The organism is Dyadobacter sp. 22481, assembly GCF_052044875.1.
In the GTDB taxonomy this organism is placed as follows: domain Bacteria; phylum Bacteroidota; class Bacteroidia; order Cytophagales; family Spirosomataceae; genus Dyadobacter; species Dyadobacter endophyticus.
The window spans coordinates 702,436-729,282 of the sequence record NZ_JBQENV010000001.1 but is presented as its reverse complement, the minus strand read 5'-3'; the positions used below and the strand labels follow the sequence as shown (position 1 = coordinate 729,282).

Annotated in this window: 15 protein-coding genes; 4 read left to right on the top strand and 11 right to left on the bottom strand. The window is 52.9% G+C overall.

Annotated elements, in window-relative coordinates:
* The first annotated feature begins 6 nt into the window (after positions 1–6).
* From ACTJJJ_RS02655 to ACTJJJ_RS02640, 4 genes are read left to right on the top strand one after another with little or no spacing between them, the layout of a single operon-like run.
* Positions 7–768 carry an SDR family NAD(P)-dependent oxidoreductase gene (locus tag ACTJJJ_RS02655; protein WP_440701403.1) on the top strand — a complete coding sequence of 254 codons (762 nt, stop codon included), beginning with the start codon at positions 7–9 and terminating at the stop codon, positions 766–768.
* A gap of 3 nt (positions 769–771) precedes the next feature.
* Positions 772–1,125, top strand: a complete 354-nt coding sequence (locus tag ACTJJJ_RS02650) for an L-rhamnose mutarotase (RefSeq protein ID WP_188930963.1) — start codon at positions 772–774, stop codon at positions 1,123–1,125.
* Positions 1,125–2,381, top strand: a complete 1,257-nt coding sequence (gene fucP / locus ACTJJJ_RS02645) for an L-fucose:H+ symporter permease (RefSeq protein WP_440701402.1) — start codon at positions 1,125–1,127, stop codon at positions 2,379–2,381. Before ACTJJJ_RS02650 ends, fucP begins: the two co-directional genes overlap by 1 nt.
* 46 nt (positions 2,382–2,427) lie before the next feature.
* Positions 2,428–4,137, top strand: coding sequence for an alpha-L-fucosidase (locus ACTJJJ_RS02640; RefSeq protein ID WP_440701401.1), 1,710 nt, complete (start codon positions 2,428–2,430; stop codon positions 4,135–4,137).
* A gap of 58 nt (positions 4,138–4,195) precedes the next feature.
* Here the strand turns inward: ACTJJJ_RS02640 and ACTJJJ_RS02635 are convergent, their stop codons facing one another.
* The 11 genes from ACTJJJ_RS02635 to ACTJJJ_RS02585 all read right to left on the bottom strand — a co-directional run bounded on the left by ACTJJJ_RS02635 (position 4,196) and on the right by ACTJJJ_RS02585 (position 26,820).
* Complete coding sequence (locus tag ACTJJJ_RS02635; protein WP_426294920.1) at positions 4,196–5,137, bottom strand: TIM barrel protein; 942 nt, start codon at positions 5,135–5,137, stop codon at positions 4,196–4,198.
* 11 nt (positions 5,138–5,148) lie between these two features.
* Positions 5,149–8,016, bottom strand: coding sequence for a PQQ-dependent sugar dehydrogenase (locus ACTJJJ_RS02630; RefSeq protein ID WP_440701400.1), 2,868 nt, complete (start codon positions 8,014–8,016; stop codon positions 5,149–5,151).
* A gap of 106 nt (positions 8,017–8,122) precedes the next feature.
* The gene (locus ACTJJJ_RS02625; protein WP_440701399.1) at positions 8,123–11,068 is read right to left on the bottom strand and encodes a TonB-dependent receptor domain-containing protein; all 2,946 of its coding nucleotides are present in this window, start codon (positions 11,066–11,068) and stop codon (positions 8,123–8,125) included.
* Positions 11,069–11,271: 203 nt separating this feature from the next.
* Positions 11,272–12,456 carry a FecR family protein gene (locus tag ACTJJJ_RS02620; protein WP_440701398.1) on the bottom strand — a complete coding sequence of 395 codons (1,185 nt, stop codon included), beginning with the start codon at positions 12,454–12,456 and terminating at the stop codon, positions 11,272–11,274.
* A gap of 232 nt (positions 12,457–12,688) precedes the next feature.
* Complete coding sequence (locus tag ACTJJJ_RS02615) at positions 12,689–13,249, bottom strand: RNA polymerase sigma factor (RefSeq protein ID WP_426294924.1); 561 nt, start codon at positions 13,247–13,249, stop codon at positions 12,689–12,691.
* Positions 13,250–13,416: 167 nt separating this feature from the next.
* Positions 13,417–14,019 (bottom strand): DinB family protein, encoded by a 603-nt coding sequence (locus ACTJJJ_RS02610; protein ID WP_426294925.1) that lies wholly within the window; start codon positions 14,017–14,019, stop codon positions 13,417–13,419.
* Positions 14,020–14,235: 216 nt separating this feature from the next.
* On the bottom strand, positions 14,236–15,546 hold the full coding sequence (locus ACTJJJ_RS02605; protein ID WP_440701397.1) for a hypothetical protein: 1,311 nt from the start codon (positions 15,544–15,546) through the stop codon (positions 14,236–14,238).
* Positions 15,547–15,799: 253 nt separating this feature from the next.
* Positions 15,800–17,362 carry a glycoside hydrolase family 30 protein gene (locus ACTJJJ_RS02600; RefSeq protein ID WP_440701396.1) on the bottom strand — a complete coding sequence of 521 codons (1,563 nt, stop codon included), beginning with the start codon at positions 17,360–17,362 and terminating at the stop codon, positions 15,800–15,802.
* A gap of 68 nt (positions 17,363–17,430) precedes the next feature.
* Positions 17,431–19,110 (bottom strand): RagB/SusD family nutrient uptake outer membrane protein, encoded by a 1,680-nt coding sequence (locus ACTJJJ_RS02595; protein WP_188930979.1) that lies wholly within the window; start codon positions 19,108–19,110, stop codon positions 17,431–17,433.
* 17 nt (positions 19,111–19,127) lie between these two features.
* On the bottom strand, positions 19,128–22,310 hold the full coding sequence (locus ACTJJJ_RS02590; protein ID WP_440701395.1) for a SusC/RagA family TonB-linked outer membrane protein: 3,183 nt from the start codon (positions 22,308–22,310) through the stop codon (positions 19,128–19,130).
* A gap of 256 nt (positions 22,311–22,566) precedes the next feature.
* Positions 22,567–26,820 carry a hybrid sensor histidine kinase/response regulator transcription factor gene (locus ACTJJJ_RS02585; RefSeq protein WP_440701394.1) on the bottom strand — a complete coding sequence of 1,418 codons (4,254 nt, stop codon included), beginning with the start codon at positions 26,818–26,820 and terminating at the stop codon, positions 22,567–22,569.
* Positions 26,821–26,847 lie beyond the last annotated feature (27 nt).

Genomic DNA, 26,847 nt, shown 5'->3' with positions numbered 1-26,847 from the left:
AGCATTATGAATCTGACCAGTAAAACGATTTTTATCACCGGCGGCGCATCGGGTATCGGGCGCGAATGCGTGACCGCCTACCTGCGTGCGGGGGCACGTGTGGGCGTGCTCGACCGGGACGAAAACGCCCTGAACGAGCTACGAACACAGTTTGGCGATGCGTTGCTGGCACTACCGGGTGATGTCAGGCAAAAAGACGACATTCAAACCGCTATCCAACAAACGGTAGCTACCTTCGGCACCCTGCACGTGATCCACAACAATGCAGGCATCGCCAGCCCATCCAGGCCGCTCGACCAGACTTCGGAAGACGAATGGGACAGCCTTTTCGAGATCAACCTGAAAAGCGTTTACTACACCACCAAATACGGTTTAGAATACCTGAAACAAACCCGCGGCAATATCCTCAACACCAGCAGCATGGTGGGTGAAATAGGCCAGGAGAACCACGCCGCATATGTGGCGACAAAGGGCGGCATGAGCGCCCTGACGAAGGCCATGGCGCTGGATTATGCCCCTTTCGGCATTCGCGTGAATGCCGTTTGCCCTGCGGGTGTATGGACACCCATGCTGCGCAAATGGGCAGGCGAGCAGCCGAATGCAGGCGAAATCGAACAGTACCTGGACGATATCCATCCGCTCGGCCATTGCCCCGAGGGCGACGTAATCGCCGATGTGGCCGTATTCCTGGTTTCGGATGCGGCGCGGTTTGTAACAGGTTGCATCATGCCCGTTAGCGGCGGTGCGGAATTAGGTTATAGAAGATAAGCAATGGCAACAAAAAGAACGTGCATGGCCCTCGACCTGGTCGACAACGCCGAACTCATCGCATCGTACGAACATCACCACAAACCAGGAAACATCTGGCCCGAAATCCCGGCCGGTATTCGCGATGCGGGCATTACCGATATGCAGATTTACCGGATCGGCCGCCATTTGTTCATGATCGTGGAGCATGACGAGACCACCGACCTCCAAACCGCATTCGATAAAATGGCTACCCTGCCCCGGCAGGGAGAATGGGCCGCATGGATGGGCAGTTTCCAGCAGAAACTTTCCGAAGCCCCAGCCGGCGAGCATTGGGCCGCAATGAAACCTGTGTTTCTACTCAACGACCATTTGTAATGAAAAACAGCAAAGACGTGGTGGTACCATTGCTCGTTGTGATGAGCCTGATGTTTATCTGGAACCTCAGCCGGAATATCAACGACGTGCTGATCCCGCATTTGAAACGGGCCTGTCAGCTGACGGACTTTCAATCGTCGCTCGTACAATCGGCGTTTTTTGGTGGCTATTTCCTGCTGGCATTGCCGGTGGGGCAGTTTATCGGCCGGTTTGGCTACAAGGCCGGCATGGTTACCGGGCTACTTACGGCCGCTGCGGGTGCACTCCTGTTCTTCCCCGCCGCCGATATGCGTTATTACCCGCTGTTTCTGACGGCGTTGTTCGTTATGGCAGCCGGTTTTACGTTCCTCGAAGTAACCGCGACGCCCTATATCTCTGTCCTCGGCGATCCCGAACGCGCATCCAGCAGGTTGAGCCTCGCTTCGGCAGTGGGCTCGGTGGGTGCCACGCTCGGGCCATTTATTGGCAGCCGCTTCCTGCTTCATGCGACGGAAGTGTCACCTGAAACGGTCGGGCAGTTCAATTCGGAACAATTGACCCATTACCTGAATGCAGAAGCCCAGCTCGTGAAAACGCCCTATTTGAGCCTTGGCGGGCTGTTTTTAACCATCGGACTCCTCCTGTATTTTATTAAACTACCCAAAATAGAAGGCGAGGACAACCACACGGGCAGCATCCGCGACATTCTGAAATTCCGCCATACCGTTCTCGGCGCGCTCGGCGTGTTCTGCTACCTGGGCGCGGAAGTGGGTATCGTGAGCTTTTTGATCCGCTATGCGAAATCGTCCGGCATTCCGGGGCTTACCGAACAAAGCGCGGCATTATTTATCACACTATACATGGCATTGGTGCTGACCGGGCGGCTGGTCGGGGCTTACTGGCTGCGGAGCGCGAACCCACCGGTAACCCTGGCCTTCTGCTCGGCAGCGGCAATGGTACTGGTGTGTATTTCAATGACAACCACCGGTTACGTATCGGTGTATGCGTTGTCGCTGGTAGGGCTGTTCACTTCCGTGATGTACCCTATCCTGTTCACGCTCAGTATTAAAAATTTAGGGATTTACACCAAAACCGGCTCCTCGCTGATCATCATGAGCATTGTGGGCGGAGCTGTGATACCGCCGGTAATGGGACTCCTGTCCGACGGTTTTGGAATACAAAAAGCATTTATCGTACCGGTGCTCTGCTACATCTACCTCGTGTATTACGCACGGACGGGGCACACCATCACGCAGGCAGGCATAACGCAAGTTTAAAGCATTGATTTGAATTTTTATGATGATGAAAAAAACAATACTAGGAATGTTACTGGCGGCATTTGCGCTACCCGGATTTTCTCAAACCGAAATGCCGAAAGCGCAGCGCCTGAAATGGTGGCAAGACGCCAAAATGGGCCTCTTCATTCACTGGGGGCCCGTCTCCCGCATCGGCAAGGAAATCAGCTGGTCGCGGGAAGGCTATGGCAAGGCCAAATACGACTCGCTCTACCGCGGCTTCAACCCTACCCGCTTCAATGCCAAAGAATGGGTAGCACTCGCGAAAGCTTCGGGCATGAAGTATATGGTGCTCACGGCCAAGCACCACGACGGCTTCTCGCTTTTTGATACCAAAACCAATGATTACAACATCATGCACACGCCATTCGGCCGCGATGTGTGCAAGGAGCTTGCGCAGGCTGCGCACGAGGCCAATATGCCCATCGGCTGGTACTTTTCAGTAGCCGACTGGAAAGACCCCGACTGCCGTAATCCGCAAACGAACGGCATATTCGCCGACCGTGCACTCGAACAGGTACGCGAGCTATTAACCAACTACGGCAAGATCAGTCTGCTTTGGATCGATTACGAAGGCTGGCCGACGCCGGTTGAGCCTAAAAAAGTGTATGATCTGGCCAGAAAACTCCAACCAGAAATCATTATCAACAACCGCCTGGAACCATTCACACCCGACGAATCGCACGCTTATGTGGGCAAATACGCCGACTATGCTACGCCCGAGGGTTTTGTGGCCGGTTACGGAAAAGTACCCTGGGAAACCTGCACCAATATGGGCCACCAATGGGCATGGAGGTTCGGCGACACGCCCCGCAGCCTGAAAGAATCGGTGCACACCCTGTTGCGCTGTGTAGGCGGAAACGGCAACCTGCTTTTCAACATCGGTCCGGATAGCACCGGCATTTTCCCCGCCGACTTTGCAGCCCGGGCCCGCGAAATGGGCGATTGGATTGCGAAGAACCGGACTGCCATTTACAATACCAAAGGCGGCGTATTCACCCCCGCTCCCGACTATGTGAGCTCGTATCGTGGCAAACAAGTGTTCGTCCATTTGCTAAATGCGGACAAAACCACCCTCGCATTGCCGGCCATTCCCGCCAAAATACTGAGCGCAAAGCTGCCGGACGGCACGCCGGTTCAGTTCACACAAAATAATAAAAGCATTAGCCTCGCCTACCCCGCAGACAAAATCGACCCGATCGCGACGATTGCCGTACTGACGCTCGACAAAGACGCTTCGACGATCGCGCCGACCGTTCCGCTGCCAGCCAGCGGCTCGCTCGCTTATGCCCACAAGGCCACAGCTTCAAGCGCGGTAGGGCAGTTTTACCACGACGCGGCGTCCGCATTTGATGATAACCCCAAAACAGCCTGGAAGATCGGGCGGCGGAAGGACGTCGATTTCTCGAAATATTATGGTAAAAACCTGCATTATCAGTCGCCCGAGATCATGGCGTTGTATGAGCCAACGGGCTGGCTGGAAGTAGATCTGGGCAAGCCGGAGACCGTAGGCCGCATTAAGCTGGGCGAATCCAGGTACGGAAAATCAGAGATCAAAAAGTTTGAAGTGCTCTATTTAAAAGGAAATCAATGGGTTTCGCTGGCGCAGGACACCCAAATGGGTGACTGGGACAAGACCATCGCACCTGTGAAAGCCCAAAAATTCAGGCTGGCCATTCAGGATTACCACGGCTATTTCGGCGTGAACGAATTTCAACTATTCCCCCCTAACCCTTAAAACAAGCACACGCCCCGGAAATCCGCTGGCGTGTGCTTTGAAATCCTGGTCAAAACCCTCAGGCCAGGATTTTTTGCAGGTTTTTATAACAGGTTTCTACCGTTTCGAAGCCCGGTGCGAGGTCGTATTCCACGAAGAAATATTTCAAACCGGCGATTTGCGCAGCTTCGAAAATGCGTTTGAACTCCACGACGCCGGTTCCTACGGCAGTAATAGTGGCAAGATCTGCCTTAATGTCTTTCACGTGCCAGAGCGGGAAACGGCCCGGATGCTCCTTAAACAGTGCTACCGGATCTTTTTTGGCTTTGGTAGCCCAGGCCAGGTCGAGCTCCATTTTCACCAGGTCCTTATCGGTTTGGGACAATACCAGTTCGTAAGGCGTTTTCCCGCCATCCACGGGATCGAACTCCGTTGCGTGGTTGTGGTAAGCGAATTGAATGCCGGCTTTTTTCGCTGCTTCACCGGTTTTCTGGAACACTTCAATAGAGCTTTTGATCTCGTCGGTTGTGCCTACGGGCGTGCTTGCGCATACGAGGTAGCTCAGGCCGGCGGAGGCTGCGTCGTCTACAAGTTCCTGGTAGTTATCCCGAAGATTTTTCATCGGCGGGATGGTAATGGGCTTTCCGTCGGAGCCAACCGGCAACTTACGCCCGGGAGGCATTTTGAACGGTGCGCCTAGTGCGTGATGTGCGCGCCAGGTCATGCCGAGACCTTCCACCAATGCTTTGAACTCCTTAGGCTCATAACCATAATACTTGCCCCGCGTGCTGAATGCGGATTCGATTTCCTTGTACCCGATCTTAGCGATCTGCTCCAAAGTACCTTTCGGGTCGGTGTTCATTTTTTCAAAAACCGTGAAAAGCTGGATACCGGCTGGTTTTTCGGCCAAAGTGATGCCTGCCTGGCGGGCAGCTTCGACCAACGAGGGCGCCAACAGCGTACCGGCGGCCATTGCACCTGCACGGGTGAGAAAATCCCTCCTGTTTATGTTAAACTTCATATTTCAATTAGTTATGGTTTGTTTTTAAACTTGATTTTGGAGAACGACATCAGCGGCTCGATAGCCTTAGCTTCGGCGTTCCGGAACACGAAATAAATGTCCTGCTTGCCGGTCGTAGGTTGAATGCCGATTCGAACAGGGGGCTGCGAGAAGCGTCGTGGAGGCGCCGGTGCCGGTTTGGCAGTCGATGCTGCGGCAGCACCCGATCCTTCCTTTTTCGCGCCGTTTTCCAGCTCGGCCATCATTTTAGCGACGTCTACCGGCTTGGCTACGGCGAGTTTTTGCTGGCCGATCAACGTGCCGGTCGGCGAACTCAGGCGAATTTCGATGGTTCCTCCCACGCTGCCTTCGCGTTGCTGGGCGGCGGCATTCAGTTCGAGGGAATCGATGCCCGTGAGATCAATGGCCGGGAATGCGATGTAGCTGTTTTCAAACGCGACCACGGCAAAGCCTTGTCCGGCTACACCCAATGCTTTGGTTTCGACACCTTTCGTGACAGGTGCTTCGGCCGCATTAAGCTCCGGACTGCGAAGCACGATCATTTCCTCGGTGGTTTGGGCGGGAACGGCTTTCGTGGTGCCCACAGGACGGTCAGTGTAGGCGGCGCGGATGATTACGGAGCCTTTCCCGTTGTCTGTTTTCGGGATCTGGGGGGTGTATTGCCCTTCCAGCGGCAATGTCGAAAGCGTTTTTTCGGTACTGTTCAGAATGTATTTGACGATTACTTCGGCATCAGCTACGGGCAATGCAGGGTGCGCCGCCATGGCTACTTCGCCCCAAACGCCCGATCCGCCTTCGCGTACTTTCTTCACCAGTTTATCCAATGCGCCCGGGTCAGCTTTGTATTTGTTCGAAACATCGGCAAATGAAGGCCCTACCGACTTGGTGTTCGGCTGGTGGCACACTTTGCAATCGCTTTTACTCATTAATGTCTGTGCTACTGCGAATTGCGTCGTCGCATCCACGCTGCGCTGGCTCTGGGCCACTTCGGCATAGTCAAAGCCTTCGGCGGTATAGTCGATACTTACCGCCACCTGCCCCGCTTTGATTTTGCCGTCGGCCGTGCTGCCATCTTCCTTATCCGTAATACCGACCGCGTAACCGATCGGCTTTTTAGGGAAGAAAAATGTGCTGTTACCGTCGAGTTTGATCGCCACTTTCGGCGGCTCGTTACCGGCAATAATGCGTACGGATTGGCTGTTGCTGGCACCTTTGGCATCGGTAACGGTCAGAGTGGCGGTGTAAACGCCCGCTTTATCGAATTTTACCGCAGGGTTTTCAGTACTAAAAACCTTTGGCGCAACACCCGGACCGGTTACTTTCCAGCTGTATTTCAATGCGTCTTTATCGAAATCCTTCGTGCCTTTGGAGGACAAAATTGTTTCGAATGGCACCGTCCCACCCTTTTTCTCTGCCGATGCGGCTACTACGGGCTTGCGGTTTCCGCCATTGTACTCAATGCGCACCAGCCGCGAATTGTCGCTTTTGCGGAACCAGTTGCTGCCGTATTCGAGGATGTACAAATCGCCATCCGGCCCGAATTTGATATCGATCGGCTGCACCGGGTGATAGCTCGGCAATACGCGCTCCATCGATTCGTAATCGCCCTGCGCATTCATCGTAATGGCCATGATCCAGCCGCGTGAGAAGTCGGCGGCGATCCATTTGTTTTCGTAATAAGCCGGCCACGGACGTTTCGGAGCCTTGAAATCGGAACGGTGGTAAATAGGACCGCCCGTTGCGCTGCGCGAGCCTGAGCCTACCTGCGGGAACTTCTCCGAAACGCCGTAGGGATAATATATGAAGCTCGGGGTGGTCGGGAACAGTTCCTTCAAACCCGTATTGTTCGGCGAGGTGTTCACCAGGTTTTTAGGGTCTTTCTTCTCGCCGGGTTTATTATTGCCATAATCAAAAACCGGAAACGCCTGATCGTTGCCCACAAACCACGGCCAGCCGAAGTTGCCCGGCTTACGCGCCTGGTTCAGTTCGTCGTAGCCTCTCGGTCCGATCTCGGAATCCTCGTTCGCATCCGGTCCTACTTCGCCCCAGTAAATGAAGCCCGTCTTGCTGTCGACCGAGATGCGCCATGGGTTGCGGTGGCCCATCGAGTAAATCTCCGGACGGGTTTTCGCAGTGCCTTTCGGGTAAAGATTGCCCTCCGGAATGGTGTAACTACCGTCCGGTTCGGGATGAATGCGGAGAATTTTGCCCCTCAAATCATTGGTATTACCGGCATGTCCCTGGTCGTCCCAGCTTTCTCGGCCGGGGCGTTCGTCGGTTTGGGCGGCTTTGTCATTACCGGTGTTGTTGCCAACAGTAAGCAAAAGGTTGCCGTTTTTATCCCACGTCATACCGCCACCCGTGTGGCAGCACACTTCCCGCTGGGTAGTTACTTCGAGCACCACTTTTTTTGAATTTTCGACCAGTTGGTCGCTTACCAGGTCCCAGCGTGCCAGAATGTGCTTTTTCTCCGTGGGATGGGCATAATAGAGGTAAATCCAGTGGTTTTTGGCAAAGTTCGGATCCAGGGTAATACCCATTAGACCCTCCTCAGCCTCTCGCGAGACGCCCTCTTTGCTCACATATTTGGTATTGACGGGGATCGTCGTGATGAGCTCGGTGGTGTTGGTCGACGGATTGTACTTTTTCAAAGCGCCTTTACGCTCGATAATGTAGGAACTGCCGTCGGGCAGCACTTCGAATGCCATCGGTTCATCGAGGTTATCGGCCAGGACAACAGGCGTGAACCGACTTTCATCAGGTTTGGTGACGGTGTCCTGCATCGTGAATGCAGCAAAGGCGGCGACTGTGATCAGTTTGGCGGACCAGCGCACCGACGAAACAAGGCTTTTGCGCGGAATCGGGAAAGGTTTAAGCATAGATATGTACATCAAAATGAACCATTTAATATATGACCTTCATTGAATTCGCATCAAAAGCGGAAAGCAGGGGAAGCCTCCCCCGCCCTCCTTTTCATCCATCGTATTAAAACTCGTAAGACAACGAGAGCCAAAAACTCCTCGGGAGAATCGTGCGTCCCGGCATCATTGTTCCTTTTTCCACGGCAGCGAAGTTGCGGAACTGGTCGCCGCGCACATCGCCTTCCGTCAATACTCTTGCATTGAGCAGGTTATCAACCCAGAAACGTGCATTGATCGCTTTCGTAAAGTTGTACCCGGCACCACCTTTCATGAGCACATAAGCTGGCAGCTTGTAGCTATCGCTCGGCGCAGTAAAACGGGAACCGATGTAGTTTCCTGCGAGGTAAATGTTAAACTTCTTGTAATCGTAAGTCGCCGACAATTCGGTGTTGAAAACGGGGACGCGTTCCGTTCTTTTGCCTGTGAAGCTGTAAGTAGTATCGCCCAGAATCGCCACAATGGCCGAGTTGGTATTGGTGTTGGCGGTATAATCTGTGTATTTCGAATCCTGTAAAGTACCCGTCCAGCGAAGGCTCAGGGCTTTTGTCAGCTTGTAGGACGCTTCGAACTCAGCGCTGTAAGTGCGCGTGGAGCCGAACGCTACGAGCACCTGGTTACCCGAGGAAATGGTCGGTACTGTAATGGACAACGACACATTCTTGATCGCGGAATAGCTGGCAGAAGCAAACAGTGAAAAGTCGTTTTTCGCATACTTTACCCCCACTTCACCCAGGTACACAGGACGTTTCTTGATCCTCGCCGGATCGTACGCGGTGGCGTTGTAATCCGCGATGGTGGGTGCATTGTAGGCGCGTGTGGCGCGTGCAAACAAGGCCGCCTCATTGTTGACTTTGTAGTTCAAACCAGCCGTTGCCGCCCAGTTGGTGATGGTTTCCGAATAATCGGTGTGACCCGCGATCGTCAGGCCTGCCCCTCTCGTGTAATCGGGTGTGCCATCGGCTTTGAATGCGTAGAATGGACGCTTGCCTGAAACATTCTGGTTATCGATGCGTGCTCCGAGGTCAAGGCGCCATTGGGGATTCAGTGTGATCTCGTCCGATGCATAGGCTGATAATGTGCGGGTGTCGCCGATCACCGTTACAAGGTTGGTGGCCGTGATTTTGGCCGCCGTTGGCGAGGTCAGCAGTCTTTTAGGATTTTCTTTAAACTCCTGCTGGTAAGAGAAGTTATAGTTAGGTCCGTCGTTGCGGTTGAACTGGTGAATACCTGCGCCGAAGCCAACGCTATGGTTGCTGATCGTCTTTTTAAAATCCAGGTAATCAACAACCTGAACATCCTTACCCTCCTGGCCGATGCCGGTCACATTCACAATCCTGTCGCCCGCTTTCAAACCGGCCTCTGAGCCATCGAGGTAATAATAAGGTGTCGTTCCGTTGTAGGTTGTAATGCTTGCCGGAATGCCCGCAGTAACGGTGCGGTTGGTGTGCTGGTAGCGAAAATTGTTATTCACCTCCCAGCCATTATCCAGCAGGTAATTGAACTGGAAACCGCCCGACCCCTGCTTGGTGTGAATGCCGTCGGAAAAATCATAATTACGTGTCACGCCGCTGGCATCGGTATAACTGAACTTAGTATCGATCGTCGCCAGCGACTGCGTAACCATGTCGAAATTGCCGGTTTTGGTGGGCTTACCTGTGCCGTCGTAGGGATAGAAGCTCGTCAGCATCCACTGTACTTTATCATTGAGATACTTCCCGTAAAGGCGCACGAAGCCTTTCTGGTTTTTGAAATTGAAAGTCATATTACCTTTCAACTGACCGCCCTGGTTGGCTGTATAGCCCGGAGGCACAATGCCTTTATCGGTGCGGAAGAAGCCACCGATGTTGTACCGGATCTGCTCGCTTACCTTGCCGCCTACATTACCGTCGAGGCGGTACAAGCCTTGTGAAAGGCCGGTCGTGACTTTGAATTTGCCGTAAGTTTTATCCGCACCGGTGTAGCTAAGGTTGTTGATCACCGCGCCGGGCGTGTTAGCCATCACAATCGACGCATTACCGCCGCGCACGGCTTCGATATTCTTAATCGTCAAATCTGTTTTATAATACTGGTCCACAGAAGGAATGGAATTGAAACCTGTGGGCAGTACGGGCAGCCCGTCTTCCATTATTCCGAGGAAAATATAGCCGCCCTGCTGCGGGAAACCGCGTACCCACACGTTGCCGGGCCCGTCGCCTCCAGTACTTTCCACCGTCAGGCCTGGGATAGCTTTCAGGAGGTCGGTACTGTTCAACGGCGCGCGGGTTTGAATGTCTTTATTATTGATAGTCGTAATGGCTACGCTGCTTTCGATCTTTTTCTTCGGGTTACCGCCCGTCACGACTATTTCCTGCAATTGCAGAATGTCGTCTTTCATTTCTATATTCAGCTGCACGTCCTGGCCTGCCACCTGTATTTCTTTCTTAATGGCCGTGAAACCAATGCTCGTCACGTTCAATGTATAGGTACCGTCCGGAATATCGGCGAAGCTGTAAGTTCCGTTAATGTCGGTCACCACGCCGAGGTTGTTGTGGCTGAGGATCACGGTGACGCCGCTGAGCGTCTCGCCCGCCACGTCGGTAATCTTCCCCGAAACGGTATACCCCGCCGCCCGGCTGCGGATGCCCGTCGTAGGCGCTACTGCCGACTTATCGGACCGACTGATGATGATCAGGTTGTCCGTCACCCGGTAATGCAGCCCGAGCGGTTTCAATGCTTCATCCAAAACCTTATATAATGGTCTCTGGCTTGCCTTAATGCTCACTTTTCGCTCGCTGCCAATCATTTTCGCGCTGTAAACAAATTTGCCGTTCACTTGTTTTTCCAGATTTCCCAGCACATGCTCGATCCCCTGCTCCTGGATATCCACCGTCACTTTTTTGGACAAAAGCGCCTGCGCGTTGCCGTCCGTCGCTTTGGCAGTACCAAGCGCCCACAACCCGACAAGTAAAAACTGGCACAGCGATATCCGCATCACATTGAAAATAAATTGAAACTTAAAAGCTTCTTTCATACATTTGACTGTTTTATTGAGGTTAGATTTTGATAAAACAATCCCCGTTATCCTTCTTAGGACGGATAGTATTTGCGGTCGAAAACAAATATGGGGATTCATGAGGGTCGGGCATGTTGGTAGCATTGTCCGACTCTTTTTTTGTGGTTACTTTCTTCTATATACGCATCGGCATCCGGTTTTGGTTGGGTTAAACAGGGTTTCTAGCTTTTACAGCCCCTACTGTAAATGACAATCTTGCCGTCGAGCACTTCGTACCTCGCCTCGATCACCTCGCAGAGAATGCTCAGTTTGCTGAACATCGGCTGCCCGCCGAGCGATGCCGTTACCGGGCACCCCTTCATGACATCACGGTCGAAAATGATGTCGATCTGGTAAGCCTCTTCGATGTCGGTGAGCACGGAGGAAGCGGGTGTATTTACAAATTCGAATGTCTTCGGGTTATCGGAAGGCACGATTTCCGGATTGTCGCTCAGCGTCCTGCGCATTTCGCTGCTTGCATGCTCGAAAATGAGCTTCTGGTTGGGCGTGAGTACCATGCCGTTCGGCGTTTTGGCCAGGGCATTTTTGCGCGCCGCAAATTCCTTTTGTTTAAAAACAGAAACTTTTCCTTCCCGCACCTCTACCAGCGTCTTGTCCGAAGCATCCTGCGCCCGCACGAAGAAGCTGGTACCCAGCACTTTGGTCACCAAGTCCGTCGTATGTACCAGAAACGGCCTCTTCGGGTCCTTGACCACCTGGAAATAGGCATCGCCCAACAAGTATACAATACGCTGATCCGGTTGAAATGTTTCAGCAAAGCTCAGCCGGGATTGCGGGTAAAGCACCACCTGCGTGCCGTCTGCGAGTTTGATAACCTGCTGTTTCCCGGAAGTATTCACCCGCTCCACCAGCCCCTTACCCGATACCAGCCCGTTATAGCCGTCATTGAAGCGATAATACCGCCATCCGATCCACCCCAAACCAATCGCCAGCACCAGACAAGCCGCCACCCGAGTCCAAAACGCCGACCCAAACCACACGCTACGCCCGGATTCACTAACAACACGCGACTCGTTGAGTTTCAATGGCTCACTGACAATTCGCTCCTCCCTTCTTCCATACTCCTTTTCCTCCGTCCTCAAACCCAGCAACTTATCCGTTCTGACGCGTTCCAAAAGTCCCTGTATTTCCAGGTCGATCTCCACTTCGTCAATGTCCGTACGGTAATGACGGTACACGCCGTCGAGCAGCTTGCGGGCGCTTCGAATGTCGTCTGCCTGCAAAGGGTTTTCGTCGATATATTGCTTCCAGAATACCGCATCCGTAGCTTCCTGATGCCGTACCCAGCCCTGAAAACGGGCGTCGAGAACGAAATCTTCAAGGGTGTATTCCTGGTACTGATCCATGTTATAATTGTTTTCTAACTATACATAGGCAGGGGTCGCATTGGAATAATCAAAATATTTCAATTTTTTTTTAAAAGGGAGGAGGGAGGAAAGGGAGGAAGGAGGAAAGGGAGGAGGAAGGAAAGGGCCTCCGGCTAGTCTATACTGCGATAGCGTCTTTGCAGTACCGACCGGCCGGAGGCCTGCGAATGGGGTGTGCAAATCAGGAGATTTGCACAAGCGCACGAACGCTTTACAGACGATCTTTCAGCTCCTGGATGGTGCGGTAGAGCAGGTTGGCAACGGCGGGACGTGTGATCCCCATTACCTGTGCGATGGCTTCATTATCCATACTTTCAAAAAAACGGAGGTAAATCACCTCCTGCTGGCGGCGCGTGAGCAGGTTTATTTGCTGATTGAGCGTTTTGAGCATCGCTTCATTGGTTTCGATCTCGATGATATGCTCTTCAATGGAGGCGTCTCCGGTGATTTCGGCAGAAAAGTCTAGTTCATCCCCGTCGTTAATCCATTGCTGCCGCTGGCTTTCGCGGTAGATTTTCCGGCGAAGAGATTTAAGCAGGTAAAATTTTACAAATTCAGTATCCCCTATCGTCTCGCGCTTCGCCCAAAGTTCCATGAAAAGATCCTGGATGCAATCTTTTACAAATTCACGGTCACGTGAGAACTTGGCCCCATAACTGAACAGGCTTTTGTAGTAATGCCGGGCTATCTGCCCGAACGCCTCATCATCCCCGGCACGAAACGACTTCCACAAGTCAGCGTCATCAGCATTGTTGTCGGGATTGGATTGCATTCAGGAACGGTACGTCAGATGTAACGGGAATGCAATCCTACACGTTTTTATATAATTAAACAATTTTTATTTTGGGTGAAAGGAGGAAGAAAGGGGGGGAGGGAGGAAAGGGAGGAGGGACTATCCCTTCCTCCTTCCTCCTTCCTCCCCTTCCTCCTTCCTCCCTCTTACCGTGGATACGACGAATGGCTTTTCACTTTCAGGATCTGCCGCAAATGTCGGTCCGTGTGGCCCCATTGGTAAATGAGCACCTGATGCATGTTGCGCGGGTCGGGTGTGCCGGTCAGCTCGAAAATAGCCCGCATATCGGCTTCGCTGGTGCGCACAAAAGAGATACTTTGCTCCCGGCCTCGCAGGAAAAACGTCAGGTTGTCCTTTCCTTTGATAAACCCGGTTGGCTTCGCGATTTCAGCGGCTTTGTGAGGGTTCGGCTCCATGATGAATTCCTGGTAATAGCTGTCTGGCCGCGTGGTTTTGATCAGCTCCGGTTGCGGCTTGTTTCTTGTCCCGATGCTAAGCTCTCTGAACCAGACAATCTCCCAGAGCGCCAGATGCTCCACCACTTCGGCAATGGACCAACGGTCGGGCGACTCGCGGAATGCCCATTGCTCGGGCGTGAGGTTTTCCGTTTCCTTCACCAATGCATCGCGTGTGCGGGTCAATTGATCGATCGTTGACTGTTTGTCAGCTGCGGTCCAGAGCTTTTCCTGGCCGAAGCATTGCATGGCCACACAGAGCCAAACTAGGGTAAAAAGTGTACTGATTTTCATAGCTTTTGTTTTGTGAACGCTTGTTCCGTAACAAATGGCTGCCGGCTTTTCGTGAACTGCCGCGACCATTGTCCGGAATGTGGCCACAATGCTATTTCTTTTTACCTGCTTTGACAATTTTGATTATCCAAAGGCGTAAAAACAGGGTATTATACGTGCTTTTCAGTGATTTAACGGCACCATATTATTTGCTTTCCCGGGAAGGAAATGGGTACGCTATTGGCTCAAATAGGGTGGTAAGATATGCCTGAGCGTCGGATTATCGAGCAGGCTGCGCAAGCGGACGGAATCGGGGTAAGGTATTTCAAATTGCGGTTGAACCAGCGCCGACGGGTCGCCCGTTTTCAGGTACTTGCGCACGTTCGATTCCTGTTTCACGGAGAGGCCGTACGACGTGCGGACATTATGCATTTCCAGATCGCGGCGAGTGATGTGCCCCCTGATGAATACCACGAAAAACACTGCCCCAATCCAGGTAATATACCAGTGTTTCAGCGTAATTTCCATAAAACGTGCTGCAAACCAGGCACCGCCGATCAATCCGATGGTAAATAGCTCGGTGTAGCGGGAAGAGACGGTTTGCATCGCCTGTCCGCGCCCGTATGCGATCGCGAGCGTCTGTGCGAGCGACCACATCACGCATCCGGCCATGAACAGGTCCGCCCGGGAGAGCGTGCGGTTCCGCAAAAACCAGGGTACCATCACCACAGCAGGAGCCCACAACGCAATCGCAGCAGGCCAGCTTTTCAGCACCGGCCAGGCCAGAATGTACCGCAACGCCTTACGTAGCTCGACAACGTTCCGGGAGCGGTAAATGTGGTTGGCTTCGATCTGCGGCATCAGGAAATACCCGGCCACGGATAAGCCAATGAGCACAGCGGCAAAAGCCACATGTTTCCAATTGAGCTGCCGCTTTTGAAACCCTTGCAATGCATACACGCCCGCCGCCGCCAGGGGCGTAAGGATGCCAGAAGCCATCGTCAATACACTCAGCCACGACAGTACCAGCACACCAGCCATCGCCACGAAACTGTCGGGATAGCGGGAGACCAGTATGAGGGCCAAAAGTGTAAAAATGATGAGAAAATAAAACTGGCTTTGAAAGCCGATCAGTAGGTTTTCGAATGCGAATGGCAGCGAAAACTGGGCGATGATCACAATCAGCACCAGCCAGCGCGGGCCGTGCAACGCCTTTTGCCGCATTAAAAACAGCAGGATAATGAGCGGAATGCAAGCTGCGACAAGGATGTTCACCCGCGCCTCGACCAGGTTGTCCCATACGCCTGTAACACTGAAAATCAGCAGCGACAGCAACCGCGTGGGAAAAATGCGGTGCTCGTTATGCGGCTCCCACAGGTTATGCAATTTCAGCCGGCCTTCGATCCACGGTCTGAGCAGAAAATCACCCTCGGCATCCCACTGGTCCCAGAAGGGCAGTCGGATCGCGAAGGTTTCGACCCAATATAAACGGGCTGCTGCGATAACCAGCAGCGTTGCAAGCAATGCAAGGATATTTCTTGTGGGCATAAATATTTTAGAGAATTTGCTGCAATGCCTTCGCCACTTATTTTGGCCGTCTCGTACACGAGTTGTCCCGTCGTATAACGGATTTCAACAGATACAATTTGATTTAGGTGAGTAGTTGGGTCAAAATTAGGTTGTAACTATTACATTACAAAATGGCTGTACAGACGAAAACGGGCCGATCCCAAAGAACCGGCCCGCCCAAAAAGTCCGTCCAGGACTACCTGTCCAGGATACCATATTGAACACTATCCACTTACATTTTGCTGGTAACGGTAACAATGCTCCGCGCTTTTACCGAAATATTGCCGTTCGGACCGCTTACCTGTACAGGCGCGAGGTCACGCTCGGCGGAAGTTTCGTAAACCCTGGTCGCCACCGGCTTCTGGCCGGATCCGAGCGAGAGCTGAATCTCCCGATCCTGATTGTCGTTGTTCACGATCACGGTTACCAGTTCATTATTTGTATTTAAATAAGAAGAAACCAATAGCCCGTCGGTACCGAGGCTGCTCGATGCCTCCACCCTCTTAGCGCCCGGACGCACGAAACGACTGAAATTACCCAATGCCCAAAGCATTTTGGATGACTGGAAACTACCGTCGGTTTTGTTTTTATCAATGTATACCAACCCATCCTTGTAGTCGTAAGGCGAAACGGAAAGCCACCAATGCCAGGCCGTGGCATTCGCATAGACGAGGTCGTTGTGGATCACTCTGGCAATGTACAGACCGGAAGTGATGCTCAAATCGCGGCCCTCACCCTTTATTTCGCCATCGTTATCGCCCAGAATGCAGTATTCCGTCTGCCAGTATTCCAGCCCCGGTACGGTCGCAAGCCCGCCCGCAAGCTGTTTTCGCTTGTCAACGGCGGTTTTATAAGGGGAAGTAGTGAAATAGCTGTGCCCCGAAATCGCCGGAACCAGATTAGGAAGGTTACCAATGTATTCGGAGCTGTTTTTATCAAAGAAAGCTGCGATCTGGCTCGCACGTCCCGGGCGGTTATGCTCCGAATAGAGATATTCGAGCTGCCCGGCTTCCGCCACATTGATTTTGGTTGAAAGGTTCTTTTTCAGCAGCGAAGCGCTTAGCGAGCGGGTAATGGCTGCCACTTGGTTGTTGAAATACGGCGTTCCTTCCTGGCCGCCGTCACTCCAATCCCACTGTGGCTCATTCACCGGGCTCACGTACTGAAACGTAATGCCGGTTTTCTTGCGCACGCCGTCGATCACATCGGCCAGGTAACCCGCAAATTTATCGAACTGCTGGGAGGCAAGGTTTGGCTGGCCGTTTGTGGCATAGCCTTTTCCGTTGGTCGTAAACTGCACCGGCGGGGTATTTGGGAAAAGCAAAAACTCGCCTACACCGCGTTCCCTGGCCGCATTGAGAAACCACACCTGGCCGGCTTGCTTGTTCCAGTCATAACCTCCGTCGTTGGCAAAAAACGATTCCGCACGCCGCCACTCATCGCGGATACCGCTCGCATCGCCCTGCTCGGTTGTACCGCCACCGGCATTAAACCGCCACAGCGACAGGCCAATGCCTTTCAGACGACCGTCGGCGAGCGTGTCTTTGCTGAAAAGCAGATCGGCGATCCCGTTCTTTTTGGCCAGCGGCCAGTTGCCTACAAACTGGCATGCCCAGGCATCGGAACCACCGAAATTTCTGATCGTTTGATAAGTTTTGGTTGGATCGATGCGGATCGTCACCGTTCCGGCAGCCGGCTCGTTGGTCTTAGCAACGGGGTCGCTTCCTTGGCAACTGATGGGTGCAGCCATGAGCAACCCCAGGAACAATGTTCCGAGGTTTTGAGAAATTTGCATGAATTGGTCTGTCAGGGAATGGATAGAAAAAGAACTCCCGGCGACTGAGGCGCCGGGAGTGAAGGATATTAATAGCCCGGGTTCTGTTCGAGCTTGTTGTTCGAAGCCTGGATCTCGGTACGCGGGATCGGGAGCCAGTATTGCTTGTCGGCGAACTTGCGGCCGGTAAGCGCTTCCTTACGGGCATAGGTAAACGCGCTGCCGCTCTTGCCGATCTCGACGCCATAAGCAGGCACGTTTTCGGTCGTGCTTGCGATTTTCCAGCGGCGCACATCGTAGAAACGGTGCTCTTCGAATGCCAGCTCGATGCGGCGCTCGTTGCGGATACGCTCGCGCATTTGCGCCTGTGTGAGGCCCGCGGGCAATGCAGGCATGCCCACACCCGTACGTTGGCGGATCGCATTCACAGCTGCGTACACGGTTGCATCCGGGCCCGAGGCTTCGTTTTGCGCCTCGGCGTAGTTCAGCAGGATCTCAGCATACCGGAAGTAAATCCAGGTCTGCGTTCCGGCCACGTCCCAGGGGTTGTCGATCGGCAGGTTGTCGTTCATGAATTTCTTCAGATAATAGCCTGTCTTGGACGTATTCCAGTTCGAAGGTCCGTCCTTGCTATCCTTTCCTCCCGGTGTGAAGGTCTCCACGGTGCTGCCGCGATATGAGGCGCCATTGTAAAGAATAGTGGCGTAAAAACGCGGGTCACGGTTTTTGTACGGGTTTTTCGGGTCATAGCTCGTGTTGGCATCGGTAATGCGCGTACCGTCCAGCATTTCGTAGTCGTCCACCAGGTTCTGCACCGGCACGTTACCGCCCCATGCATTGTAGCCATTCGGGCCGTTCGAAATTTCGAGGCACACGTGGCGCGCGCCTACCGCGTACAAACGGCCGAAAATGATCTCCTGGTTATCGGTAGTCGTGAAAAGATTACCATATCCGCCGGTGTAGAGCGAGTATTTGTTCAAATCCATCACCGCTTTGGCCGCTGCCGCTGCCTGCTGCCATGTTCCTGCATTGTAAAGCGGACTTGCAGCATAAAGTGCCAGACGCGATTTCAATGCCAATGCAGCGCCTTTCGTAGCACGGCCGAGCTTCCAGGTACTGTTGTCGTTCGATGCGGGCAGTAACGCGACTGCTTCGTCAAGCTGCGCGATCGCATAGTCCAGACCCGCTTTAATCTCCGATCGCTGGAACAGCTCCGGGCTCGTCAGGTCATCGCTTACTTGGTACACTTTATCCCCCAGCAACACCACTTTGCCATAATTACGCAGCAAATCGTGGTAGCGGAATGCACGGATGAACTGCAATTCGCCTTTCAAACGGCTGCGGCGGGCAGCGCTCATCGGCACGGCGTCGATATTTGTCAGCGCGTAGTTAATCTCGCGGATACTACGGTAGCTACGGCCCCAGAATGTCCCTGCGATACCAGTGTTCTCCGGTGCGATCTGCCCGCGCTGGATCAGCCAGGTGTTATCATCATTGTTATAAATTGATTCGTCGGTAACGGAAGACCATAGCGCATATTCAAATCCGCGGCCAAAGCCGGGCAAGGTGCCTTCCGCTTCCTTGTCGGCCAGGCGGACGCCCATGTAGCGGTTCGTAACATATGCTTCGAAAAGTACGGAGTCGGAGAGAATGGAGGCATCGGACACACGGTCGGTGGGAACGACATCCAGGAAATTCTGGTCGCACGCAGACAGCGAAAGCATCATCGCTGCGGCCAGGGCTGGTAATGTGAAGCTCTTTATTTTCATGTTAATCATGATTTCAATTAAAATTTGATATTGAGGCCCAGGTTCAGAATACGTTGCTGCGGATAGAACTGGCCGCTGTTGCTATTGCCTTCCGGATCGTAATCTTTCACACCCGTGATCGTGAACAGGTTAAATGCACTCGCATACACCCGCAGTGACGCGATTTTAAGCCTCGACAATGCGTCTTTCGGCAGTGTATAGCCCAATTCCAGGTTTTTCAAACGAACGAACGACGAGTTGTTCAACCAGAAATTATTGGCATACAAACCACCGTTGATCGACGAAGAAGCACGGGTGTCGACACGCGGGAACGAGCCGTCAGGATTTGAAGGGCTCCAACGGTTGTCGGCCCAGCTGCTGTAAAAGTTTCCTACCTGGCCCGATTCGGGCAACACATACTGGCTTACCATGCCCTGACCGGAGAATACCAACGACAGGTCGAATGCATCGTAACCCGCATTGAACGTCAAACCGTAAGTCAGCAGAGGCACATTGCCGTATTTGCTGCGTACCTGGTCGTCGGCGGTGATTTTGCCATCCTTATTGTAGTCTTCCAGGATCAAATCGCCCGGCTGCGCGCCTTGTACGTGCGGGTGTGCATCCAGGTCAGCTTGCGTGCGGAAGATTCCGAGGGTATTATAAAGCAGGTTGGTGTAAAGCGGCCCGCCTGTCTGGCGCTGATAATCAAGCGCGCCGGGAGCTTCGTCGATGAAAATCACCTTGCTTTTGGCATAGGTAATGTTTCCTGAAATGTTGTAGCGGAACTTGCCATTGTGGTTATAGCCTAATGTCGCTTCCACTCCGGTGTTGTTCACTTTTCCAAGATTTTCGTCCGGCACCAATGGGGTATTGTCATTGGTTTTGTAAGGGTTTACGATACCGGAAGTATTTGGTATAGAAGCATTTCTCGCCGCCAGGATGTCCGATCTCTTCTGACTGAAATAGATCACTTCGATATTGAAATTTTTCAGGAACACCGCATTCAGACCGATATCCAGCTTCTTGGAAGTCTCCCAGGTAATGTTCGGATTGGCGATCTTCGTAAGGTCGATACCCGGAGAAATCACATTGTTGCCCAGCACATACTGGTTCACGAAGGAGTAGTTATTGTAGAACTGGAATTGGCCCACATTATCATTACCCAACGTACCGTAAGAAGCACGTAATTTCAGGTCGTCGATGAAATTAACGCTGTTTTTAAACCAATCTTCTTCCGAAATGCGGTAACCTGCCGAAACCGACGGGAAGAAACCATATTGCTTGCCTTTCGGGAAAACCGATGAGCCGTCCACACGCGCCTGCACTTCTGCCAGGTATTTTTCATTGAAATTGTATGCGAAGCGCCCGATGTAGCTTCGGCGGGTGAAGTTGAAGCTGCTACCCGAGTTGTTCTTGTCGGTCGCCGCCGCACCACCCTGTGAAAGTTCAGGCGTGGAGGTAGTCGGGAAATTGATCCGCGTTGCACCGAATTTGGCCTCATTACGCTTGTTTTGCTCGTAAGCCACAAATGCATTCACATTGTGCTTGCCGATCGTTTTGACGTAGCTCAACCGCAAGTTCTGCGTAAGGTTGGTAATATTGAGCTGCGACTGGTCAATCGACGCCGCGCCGGCCGACCCGCCGGTAACTACGCCGGAGTAAGCCCCGGTAGTCTTATTGTAATTATAGAGCGTGTAAGGCGTGCTGAACGACTTCGAGAAGTTGAACGATTTATCCACCGAGTAAAACCCGTCCACCGAAAGGCCGTCCACAAACGGAAGGTTATAGTTCGCACGCAGGATACCATTGAAGACGGACGTCGGGTTGCTGACAGTACCTCCCATGTTAGTCCCCAGTACAACGGGGTTCTGGTTCTCCACGCCCGTCGAGTAGTAGCCGTTTGGATATTGCGCGATAACGGTTGGATAGGCCCGGTAAATCGAACGGAATGTGTTTCCTGCCGACGAAATCGGGAAAGCGCGGTTCTCCTGACGGCCCGAAACGCCCAGACTGACCTTGAAATCCTTCGTTACATTGGCGTCGATATTCGAGCGGAAATTATACTGCTTGTATTTCGTAGCGCCATTTTTGTACAAACCATCCTGGTAAATCGTCCCCAGTGACACATAATACTTCACATTGTCGGTACCGCCGTTGATCGCCAGACTATGCTGATTCTGCAATGCGAAGCTTTTGAGGGTTTCCTTCTGCCAGTCGGTATTCGGGTAATTCAAAGGATCGGAACCATTGCGGAACTTCTCGATCTCGTCCGCTGAATAATGCTGGTTCATCCCGCCCGCCGGGTTGTTATAGTAATCGATCTCATTCATGATCGTCGCATACGTAGGCGCGTCGGCCAGCTTAGGCAGGCGTGTAGGCGATGAAAAACCCTGGTTGAAGCTGTAAGAAATGACCGGCTTGCCCGTGGTACCGCGCTTGGTAGTTACAAGAATCACCCCGTTCGCCGCACGGCTACCATAAACAGCCGCCGAAGCGTCTTTCAGGATCGAAATGCTCTCGATATCGTTCGGATCGAGGCGGTCGAGCCCGCCAACCTGGCCGGGAATACCATCCACGACGATCAGCACATCGTTATTTCCGGTGGTAGCGAACCCGCGCACCGTGTAGCTCGACCCATCATAACCCGGCTCACCGCCACGGTTGTTGGCCACAAAGCCTGAAAAACGGCCCGCAAGCGAGTTGGAAAGGTTGGGTTGCGGGCTTTTCACAATGTCGGCCCCTTTTACTTCCGAAACCGAGCCCGTTAATGTGGCCTTTTTCTGGGTGCCATACCCTACCACCACGATCTCTTCCAGCGTCTTGTCGTTGGGAGCGAGTTTTACATCCAGCTGCGAGCGGTTGCCCAGCGCGATTTCCTGGTTCAGGTAGCCGATGTAGGTGAATACCAACGTCCCGCTGCCGTCGGGCACGTTGAGCGAATACTTGCCGTCCACGTCTGTCGTAGTGCCGGTAGAAGTGCCTTTCAGGATCACACTAGCACCAGGCAGCCCTTCGCCGGTTTCGGAAGTGACCGTCCCTTTCACGTTAAATGGGTTTTGTGCAAACGCCGACAAGGAGGTTAACGCGAGGAACAGCAAAAAACAAGCAGTGCGCAAAGTCGCCGGGAGGGCTTGCCGGGCGGGCCGGCTGACGGTGTACAGGGCCGCCCGGAGGGTTGGTCTAACGGTTGGCCGAACGCCTTCGTAAAGAGTTTTTTTCATACAGCTGTAAAGTTGAATAATTGGATGCCGGATCAGCTCATAAGGGGGCGGCTTGACTGGATCCGGCCAATCTTGATTTAATCATAAACCGGGGTACCGCCCGCCGCTTTTATAAATTGATCAATCAAAAGTAGGACTATTTCAACCCGGCCATAGGGGGACATTTTCGCATTAAAAAGGGGGTGAATTCACAAAAAATGCCTGATTTTGTTAGAATCAGGCATGAAAAGCTGGGGAAACTCCAATAAACAACCTACTACACGGTTCTTTTGCGGAAAAGATCCTTGTCGATTGTCATCTGCTCGTGGAAAGGCGTTCTGAATTTTTTCACATATTCGGATGGCTTCATCCCGAACAGTTTCTGGAAATGTTCACGGAAGTAGCGGATGTCGTTGATGCCAACACTGAATGCCGTCTCGCTGATCGTAATGTCCGTGGTAATGAGCAATTGGGCAGCCTTGCGCAAGCGTATGAAACGGACGAAGCTCGTCGCCGACTGCCCGGAAATGGATTTAATGCGGTTGTAAAGCGTAGAATGGCTCATCCCGATCTCCGAAGCGAGCACTTTCACATTGAATGCCGGGTCGGTGATATGGTTTTCTACAATGCGGATACATTCGTTCAGGAACTCCTTATATTCGGCCGAGATCTTGAAATCACTCGTCTGCAAGGTGATTTCGTTGTAAAAATACCTTTGCAGGTCGTTGCGGTTGCGGAGGATCGATGCCACCCGCGCCACGAGAATATCCTTATCGAACGGCTTGCCGATATAGTCGTCAGCACCACCCTCGATACCTTTCAAACGGACATCCTGTGAGGTACTGGCCGTGAGCAGGATCACCGGGATATGGCTCAGTGCCATATCGAGTTTCATCTGGCGGCAGAGTTCGATGCCGGAAGTGCCCCCCATCATCACATCGCTGATCACGATGTCGGGCAAATGCCTGCGTACAAGTTCAAGGCCCTCCTCCCCGCTTCCTGCTTCAAACATTTTGTACTTTCCCGAGAAAATGGAGCCCAGGTACTGCCTTATCTCCGGATCGTCGTCCACCACAAGCATGGTGTGGCTTTCGGTCGAAGGTTCCTTCATATCCAGCAGTTCGCTCTGCCAGTCGGGCATAGCGGGCGTTTTTACCGGCATTACCCCTTCCGAAAGCTCTTCCAGCAGCACCGAATCGCGCATTTCGCCTCCGCGCGCAAAACTGGCAAGCTCGGGATGGTTTTTCCAAAGCGAAATATGGAATGTCGTGCCGCGGTCCAGCTCCGATTCATACCTCAGCTGCCCGAAATGGTTTTCTGCAAATGTCTTGGCTAAATATAAACCGATCCCAAAGCCACCTTTGGCTGCAAAACGACGGTCGGCATACTGATGAAAGACCTTGAAAATATCCTCGCCCGCGTCCGCCGGAATGCCCGGCCCGGTATCGCTCACAACGATTTCCACCTGCTCCCCGAGATCGAGCACCTGCACCCTCACAGTCCCATGTTCGGGCGTAAATTTTATGGCATTGGAAATCAGGTTAAAGACCGCAATTTCGATTTTTTCCCAATCGCAGGTCACTTCCAGTTCGGTTTCGGGAACGGCCAGCTCATAGCGGATATGCTTTTGTTCGGCCTGGTGCAGGAAGCATTGGAAAACTTCGGTAACCAGCTGGGGAAGGTTGTGTACGGCCGGTTTGAGCTGGTCGGTCTGCTGGTCGGCCTTACGGAAGAGGAGGAGTTGGTCCACCAGGCTGAGGAGGCGTTTTGCATTGCGGTAAATGATGTGCATGCTCGTCGTCGCTGACGGCACCGACGGGACGTCGGCGCTAGCCGCCCCAGCGGACTGCATCATCTCCCGTATCGGGTTGATGATCAATGTAAGCGGCGTCCGGAACTCGTGCGAAACATTCGTAAAAAACGATAGCTTCTTTTCGTTCAGCTCCATTTGCTGCCGCGTTTCCAAATGTGCCAGCTGCACCTCATACTTCATTTTTTCCTGCCCCAGCTTATACTGCTGGTAGTAGTAAAGCACCAGCCCGATGGTGAGTATATAGAGGAAATACGCCCACCAGCTCTGGTACCAGGGCGGCATCACGCGGATCGGCAGCGAGGCATAGTCTTCAAACCAGACACCGTCCTGATTGGCGACCTTCACCTTAAACTCATAGTTGCCCGAAGGTAGGTAGCGGTAGGTCGCCGAACGCTCGTTTTCGACATAACTCCAATCCTTGTCGAGCCCTTCGAGCATGTAGGCGTAGCGTGTAAGTTCCGGGTAAGCGTAGTTCAATGCCGTGTAATCGATCGCAAATACCGACTGGTCGGGTTTGATCGAAAACCGGCGGGATTTACCCAGGTATTCAAAAAGTGAAATAGCCTCGTTGCCCTCCTTGTCCTTACCAAATATTCTGATCCCGCTGATCATCACCTTCGGCTGATACCGCGACGCCCGCACCTGCGTAGGGTCGAAGAGGTTCCAGCCCTCGGTCCCCCCGAAGCTCATCAGGCCGCTTTCGGCATTATAAAGTGCAGAACCAGGATTAAATTGCCCGCCTTGCAGCCCGTGGCTGGTGTCAAAATTCTCGATCGAGCCGGTTGTCGCATCGATTCTTGAAAGACCTTTATTTGTACTTAACCAAACTTTTCCCGCACTTTCCGGCTGGATCGCATTGACCACATTGCTTGCCAAACCGCGCTTCTCGTCAAAAAACCGCACCGTTTTCGCGCGGGTATCAAACAGCAACAGCCCGTTCCCTTCCGATCCGATCCAAAGCCGGTCGAGACCATCCATATACAGGGAGAAAATGATCCTGTTGGACAAATAGGGCTCCTTACCGGCCGCATTGAACCACGACTCGAACCGCATCGTACGGGTATTCAGGTAGTTGAGCCCGCCGCCATAAGTCCCGATCCAAAGATTGCCATACTTATCCTCCGCGATCGCACGCACGTCGTTCGCATTAATGGAGCTGTTGGACGGGATAAAATTGCGGAACTTACCGGTCCGTTCATCGAGCAGGCTAAGCCCTCCCCCATTTGTACCGACCCAGATATTACGTCGCCGGTCCTGATAAATGACACGAACGTCGTTCGCGCCCAGCGAATACGGCTCCGACGGGTCGTGCGCGTAACGTCTGAAAGTATCCGTAGCAGGATCGTACCGGACCAGGCCTTTGGAATACGTCCCAAACCATAGCCGGTCCTGCCGGTCGCGGTGCGCGGCGATTACGGCTCCGTCCGGCAGCATGCCGGGCGTTGTGGAGGCCGCATAATGCTTTAAAACTTCCCCCGAAGCAGTTGTTTTGTAAATGCCGTCGCCATCGGTGCCGATCCACAGGTTACCATCCTTGTCGGCGCACATGCCATAGTAACGCAAATAGCTTTCAGCCCGGGAATCGATGGTTTTCTGTTCAAACTTCCTGAATTTCTCCGGTATCGCGCTGATCAGGTACGCGCCTTCGCCGTAGGTGCCGAGCCACACATTGCGGTCCTTATCAATGTAAAGCGACTGCACCGAGCGCTGCGTAATGCCCTTATTGTCCTTATCACGTACCTGCTCGAAAAGGAGCGCATCCGGCGACCTGGAACCCAATTGTGATAATGCCAGCCTATAAATCCCGCCATCCTGCACACCGATCAACAGGTTCTGCTGCTGGTCCTCTATCAGCGACAGATAGATGTCGCTGTGATGGAATGTATTGATATGCAAGTCATAAAACCGGTTTTCGCTCCTTTTGAAGAGGATCAGGCCACGGGAAGACGCGATCCAGACGTTACGCAAATGGTCCTCGTAAAGCGCATTGATCCGCGCACGGGATACCCTGCCGACGTCCAGCCCTGCCTTCACCAGCTTTCCGGCGCCATCATGTTTCCAAACCTCGATCCCATTATCGCGCGAGCCGAGCCATAACATTCCCTGCGAATCTTCGAACACATTAAGAATGGAATTCGTAAAAAGGCCGGGAAGCGTTTGCTGGTTATGAAGTGTAAATCGATGGGATTTGGTATTGAAAGAAGCGAAACCAGAGCCATTTAATGCAAGCCAAAGGTGATCGCCCGCCCCCTGGCTGATATCGCTCACGTCGTTCCCGACACCGCCTTTGGTTTGATAGGGTTTGTACTTGTTGAAACGCTGGCTCGAAGGCACAAACTCCCCGATGCCTTCGCGCGAGGAAACCCAGATCGTACCGTTTTTGTCCCGGAGAATGGATTTGACATAGTTACCTGGCAAACTGTGCGGATCGTTGCGGTCATATTTGAAATTCCTGAATGCAGTGCCGTCGAACCGGCTGACACCGTCGCCTGTTGCAAACCACATCAGCCCGTCGTTGTCCTGTGCGATACTATTCACCACGCCAAACGAAAGCCCCTCGCGGATCGAATAGCGCAGCACCCGTCCCGCAGCATTGTCGGCAGCGCGACCGGCAATGGCGCTACCTGCCAGCGCCACACAGCATAGCACCGGCAGCAAGGCTTTAACCAAATTTGAAAATACGCGTTTCATCACCCGCATAACCCACTTTTCTGACATATTTCCGAAACGAAACGATCTTGCCCG

Bases quoted from the DNA above. Each gene is read 5' to 3' on its own strand.
- ACTJJJ_RS02595 (WP_188930979.1), bottom strand. From the start codon at position 19,110: ATGAAAATAAAGAGCTTCACATTACCAGCCCTGGCCGCAGCGATGATG.
- ACTJJJ_RS02590 (WP_440701395.1), bottom strand. From the start codon at position 22,310: ATGAAAAAAACTCTTTACGAAGGCGTTCGGCCAACCGTTAGACCAACC.
- ACTJJJ_RS02630 (WP_440701400.1), bottom strand. From the start codon at position 8,016: ATGCTTAAACCTTTCCCGATTCCGCGCAAAAGCCTTGTTTCGTCGGTG.
- ACTJJJ_RS02600 (WP_440701396.1), bottom strand. From the start codon at position 17,362: ATGCAAATTTCTCAAAACCTCGGAACATTGTTCCTGGGGTTGCTCATG.
- ACTJJJ_RS02655 (WP_440701403.1), top strand. From the start codon at position 7: ATGAATCTGACCAGTAAAACGATTTTTATCACCGGCGGCGCATCGGGT.
- ACTJJJ_RS02650 (WP_188930963.1), top strand. From the start codon at position 772: ATGGCAACAAAAAGAACGTGCATGGCCCTCGACCTGGTCGACAACGCC.
- ACTJJJ_RS02620 (WP_440701398.1), bottom strand. From the start codon at position 12,456: ATGGATCAGTACCAGGAATACACCCTTGAAGATTTCGTTCTCGACGCC.
- fucP (WP_440701402.1), top strand. From the start codon at position 1,125: ATGAAAAACAGCAAAGACGTGGTGGTACCATTGCTCGTTGTGATGAGC.
- ACTJJJ_RS02615 (WP_426294924.1), bottom strand. From the start codon at position 13,249: ATGCAATCCAATCCCGACAACAATGCTGATGACGCTGACTTGTGGAAG.
- ACTJJJ_RS02625 (WP_440701399.1), bottom strand. From the start codon at position 11,068: ATGAAAGAAGCTTTTAAGTTTCAATTTATTTTCAATGTGATGCGGATA.
- ACTJJJ_RS02585 (WP_440701394.1), bottom strand. From the start codon at position 26,820: ATGTCAGAAAAGTGGGTTATGCGGGTGATGAAACGCGTATTTTCAAAT.
- ACTJJJ_RS02610 (WP_426294925.1), bottom strand. From the start codon at position 14,019: ATGAAAATCAGTACACTTTTTACCCTAGTTTGGCTCTGTGTGGCCATG.
- ACTJJJ_RS02605 (WP_440701397.1), bottom strand. From the start codon at position 15,546: ATGCCCACAAGAAATATCCTTGCATTGCTTGCAACGCTGCTGGTTATC.
- ACTJJJ_RS02635 (WP_426294920.1), bottom strand. From the start codon at position 5,137: ATGAAGTTTAACATAAACAGGAGGGATTTTCTCACCCGTGCAGGTGCA.
- ACTJJJ_RS02640 (WP_440701401.1), top strand. From the start codon at position 2,428: ATGTTACTGGCGGCATTTGCGCTACCCGGATTTTCTCAAACCGAAATG.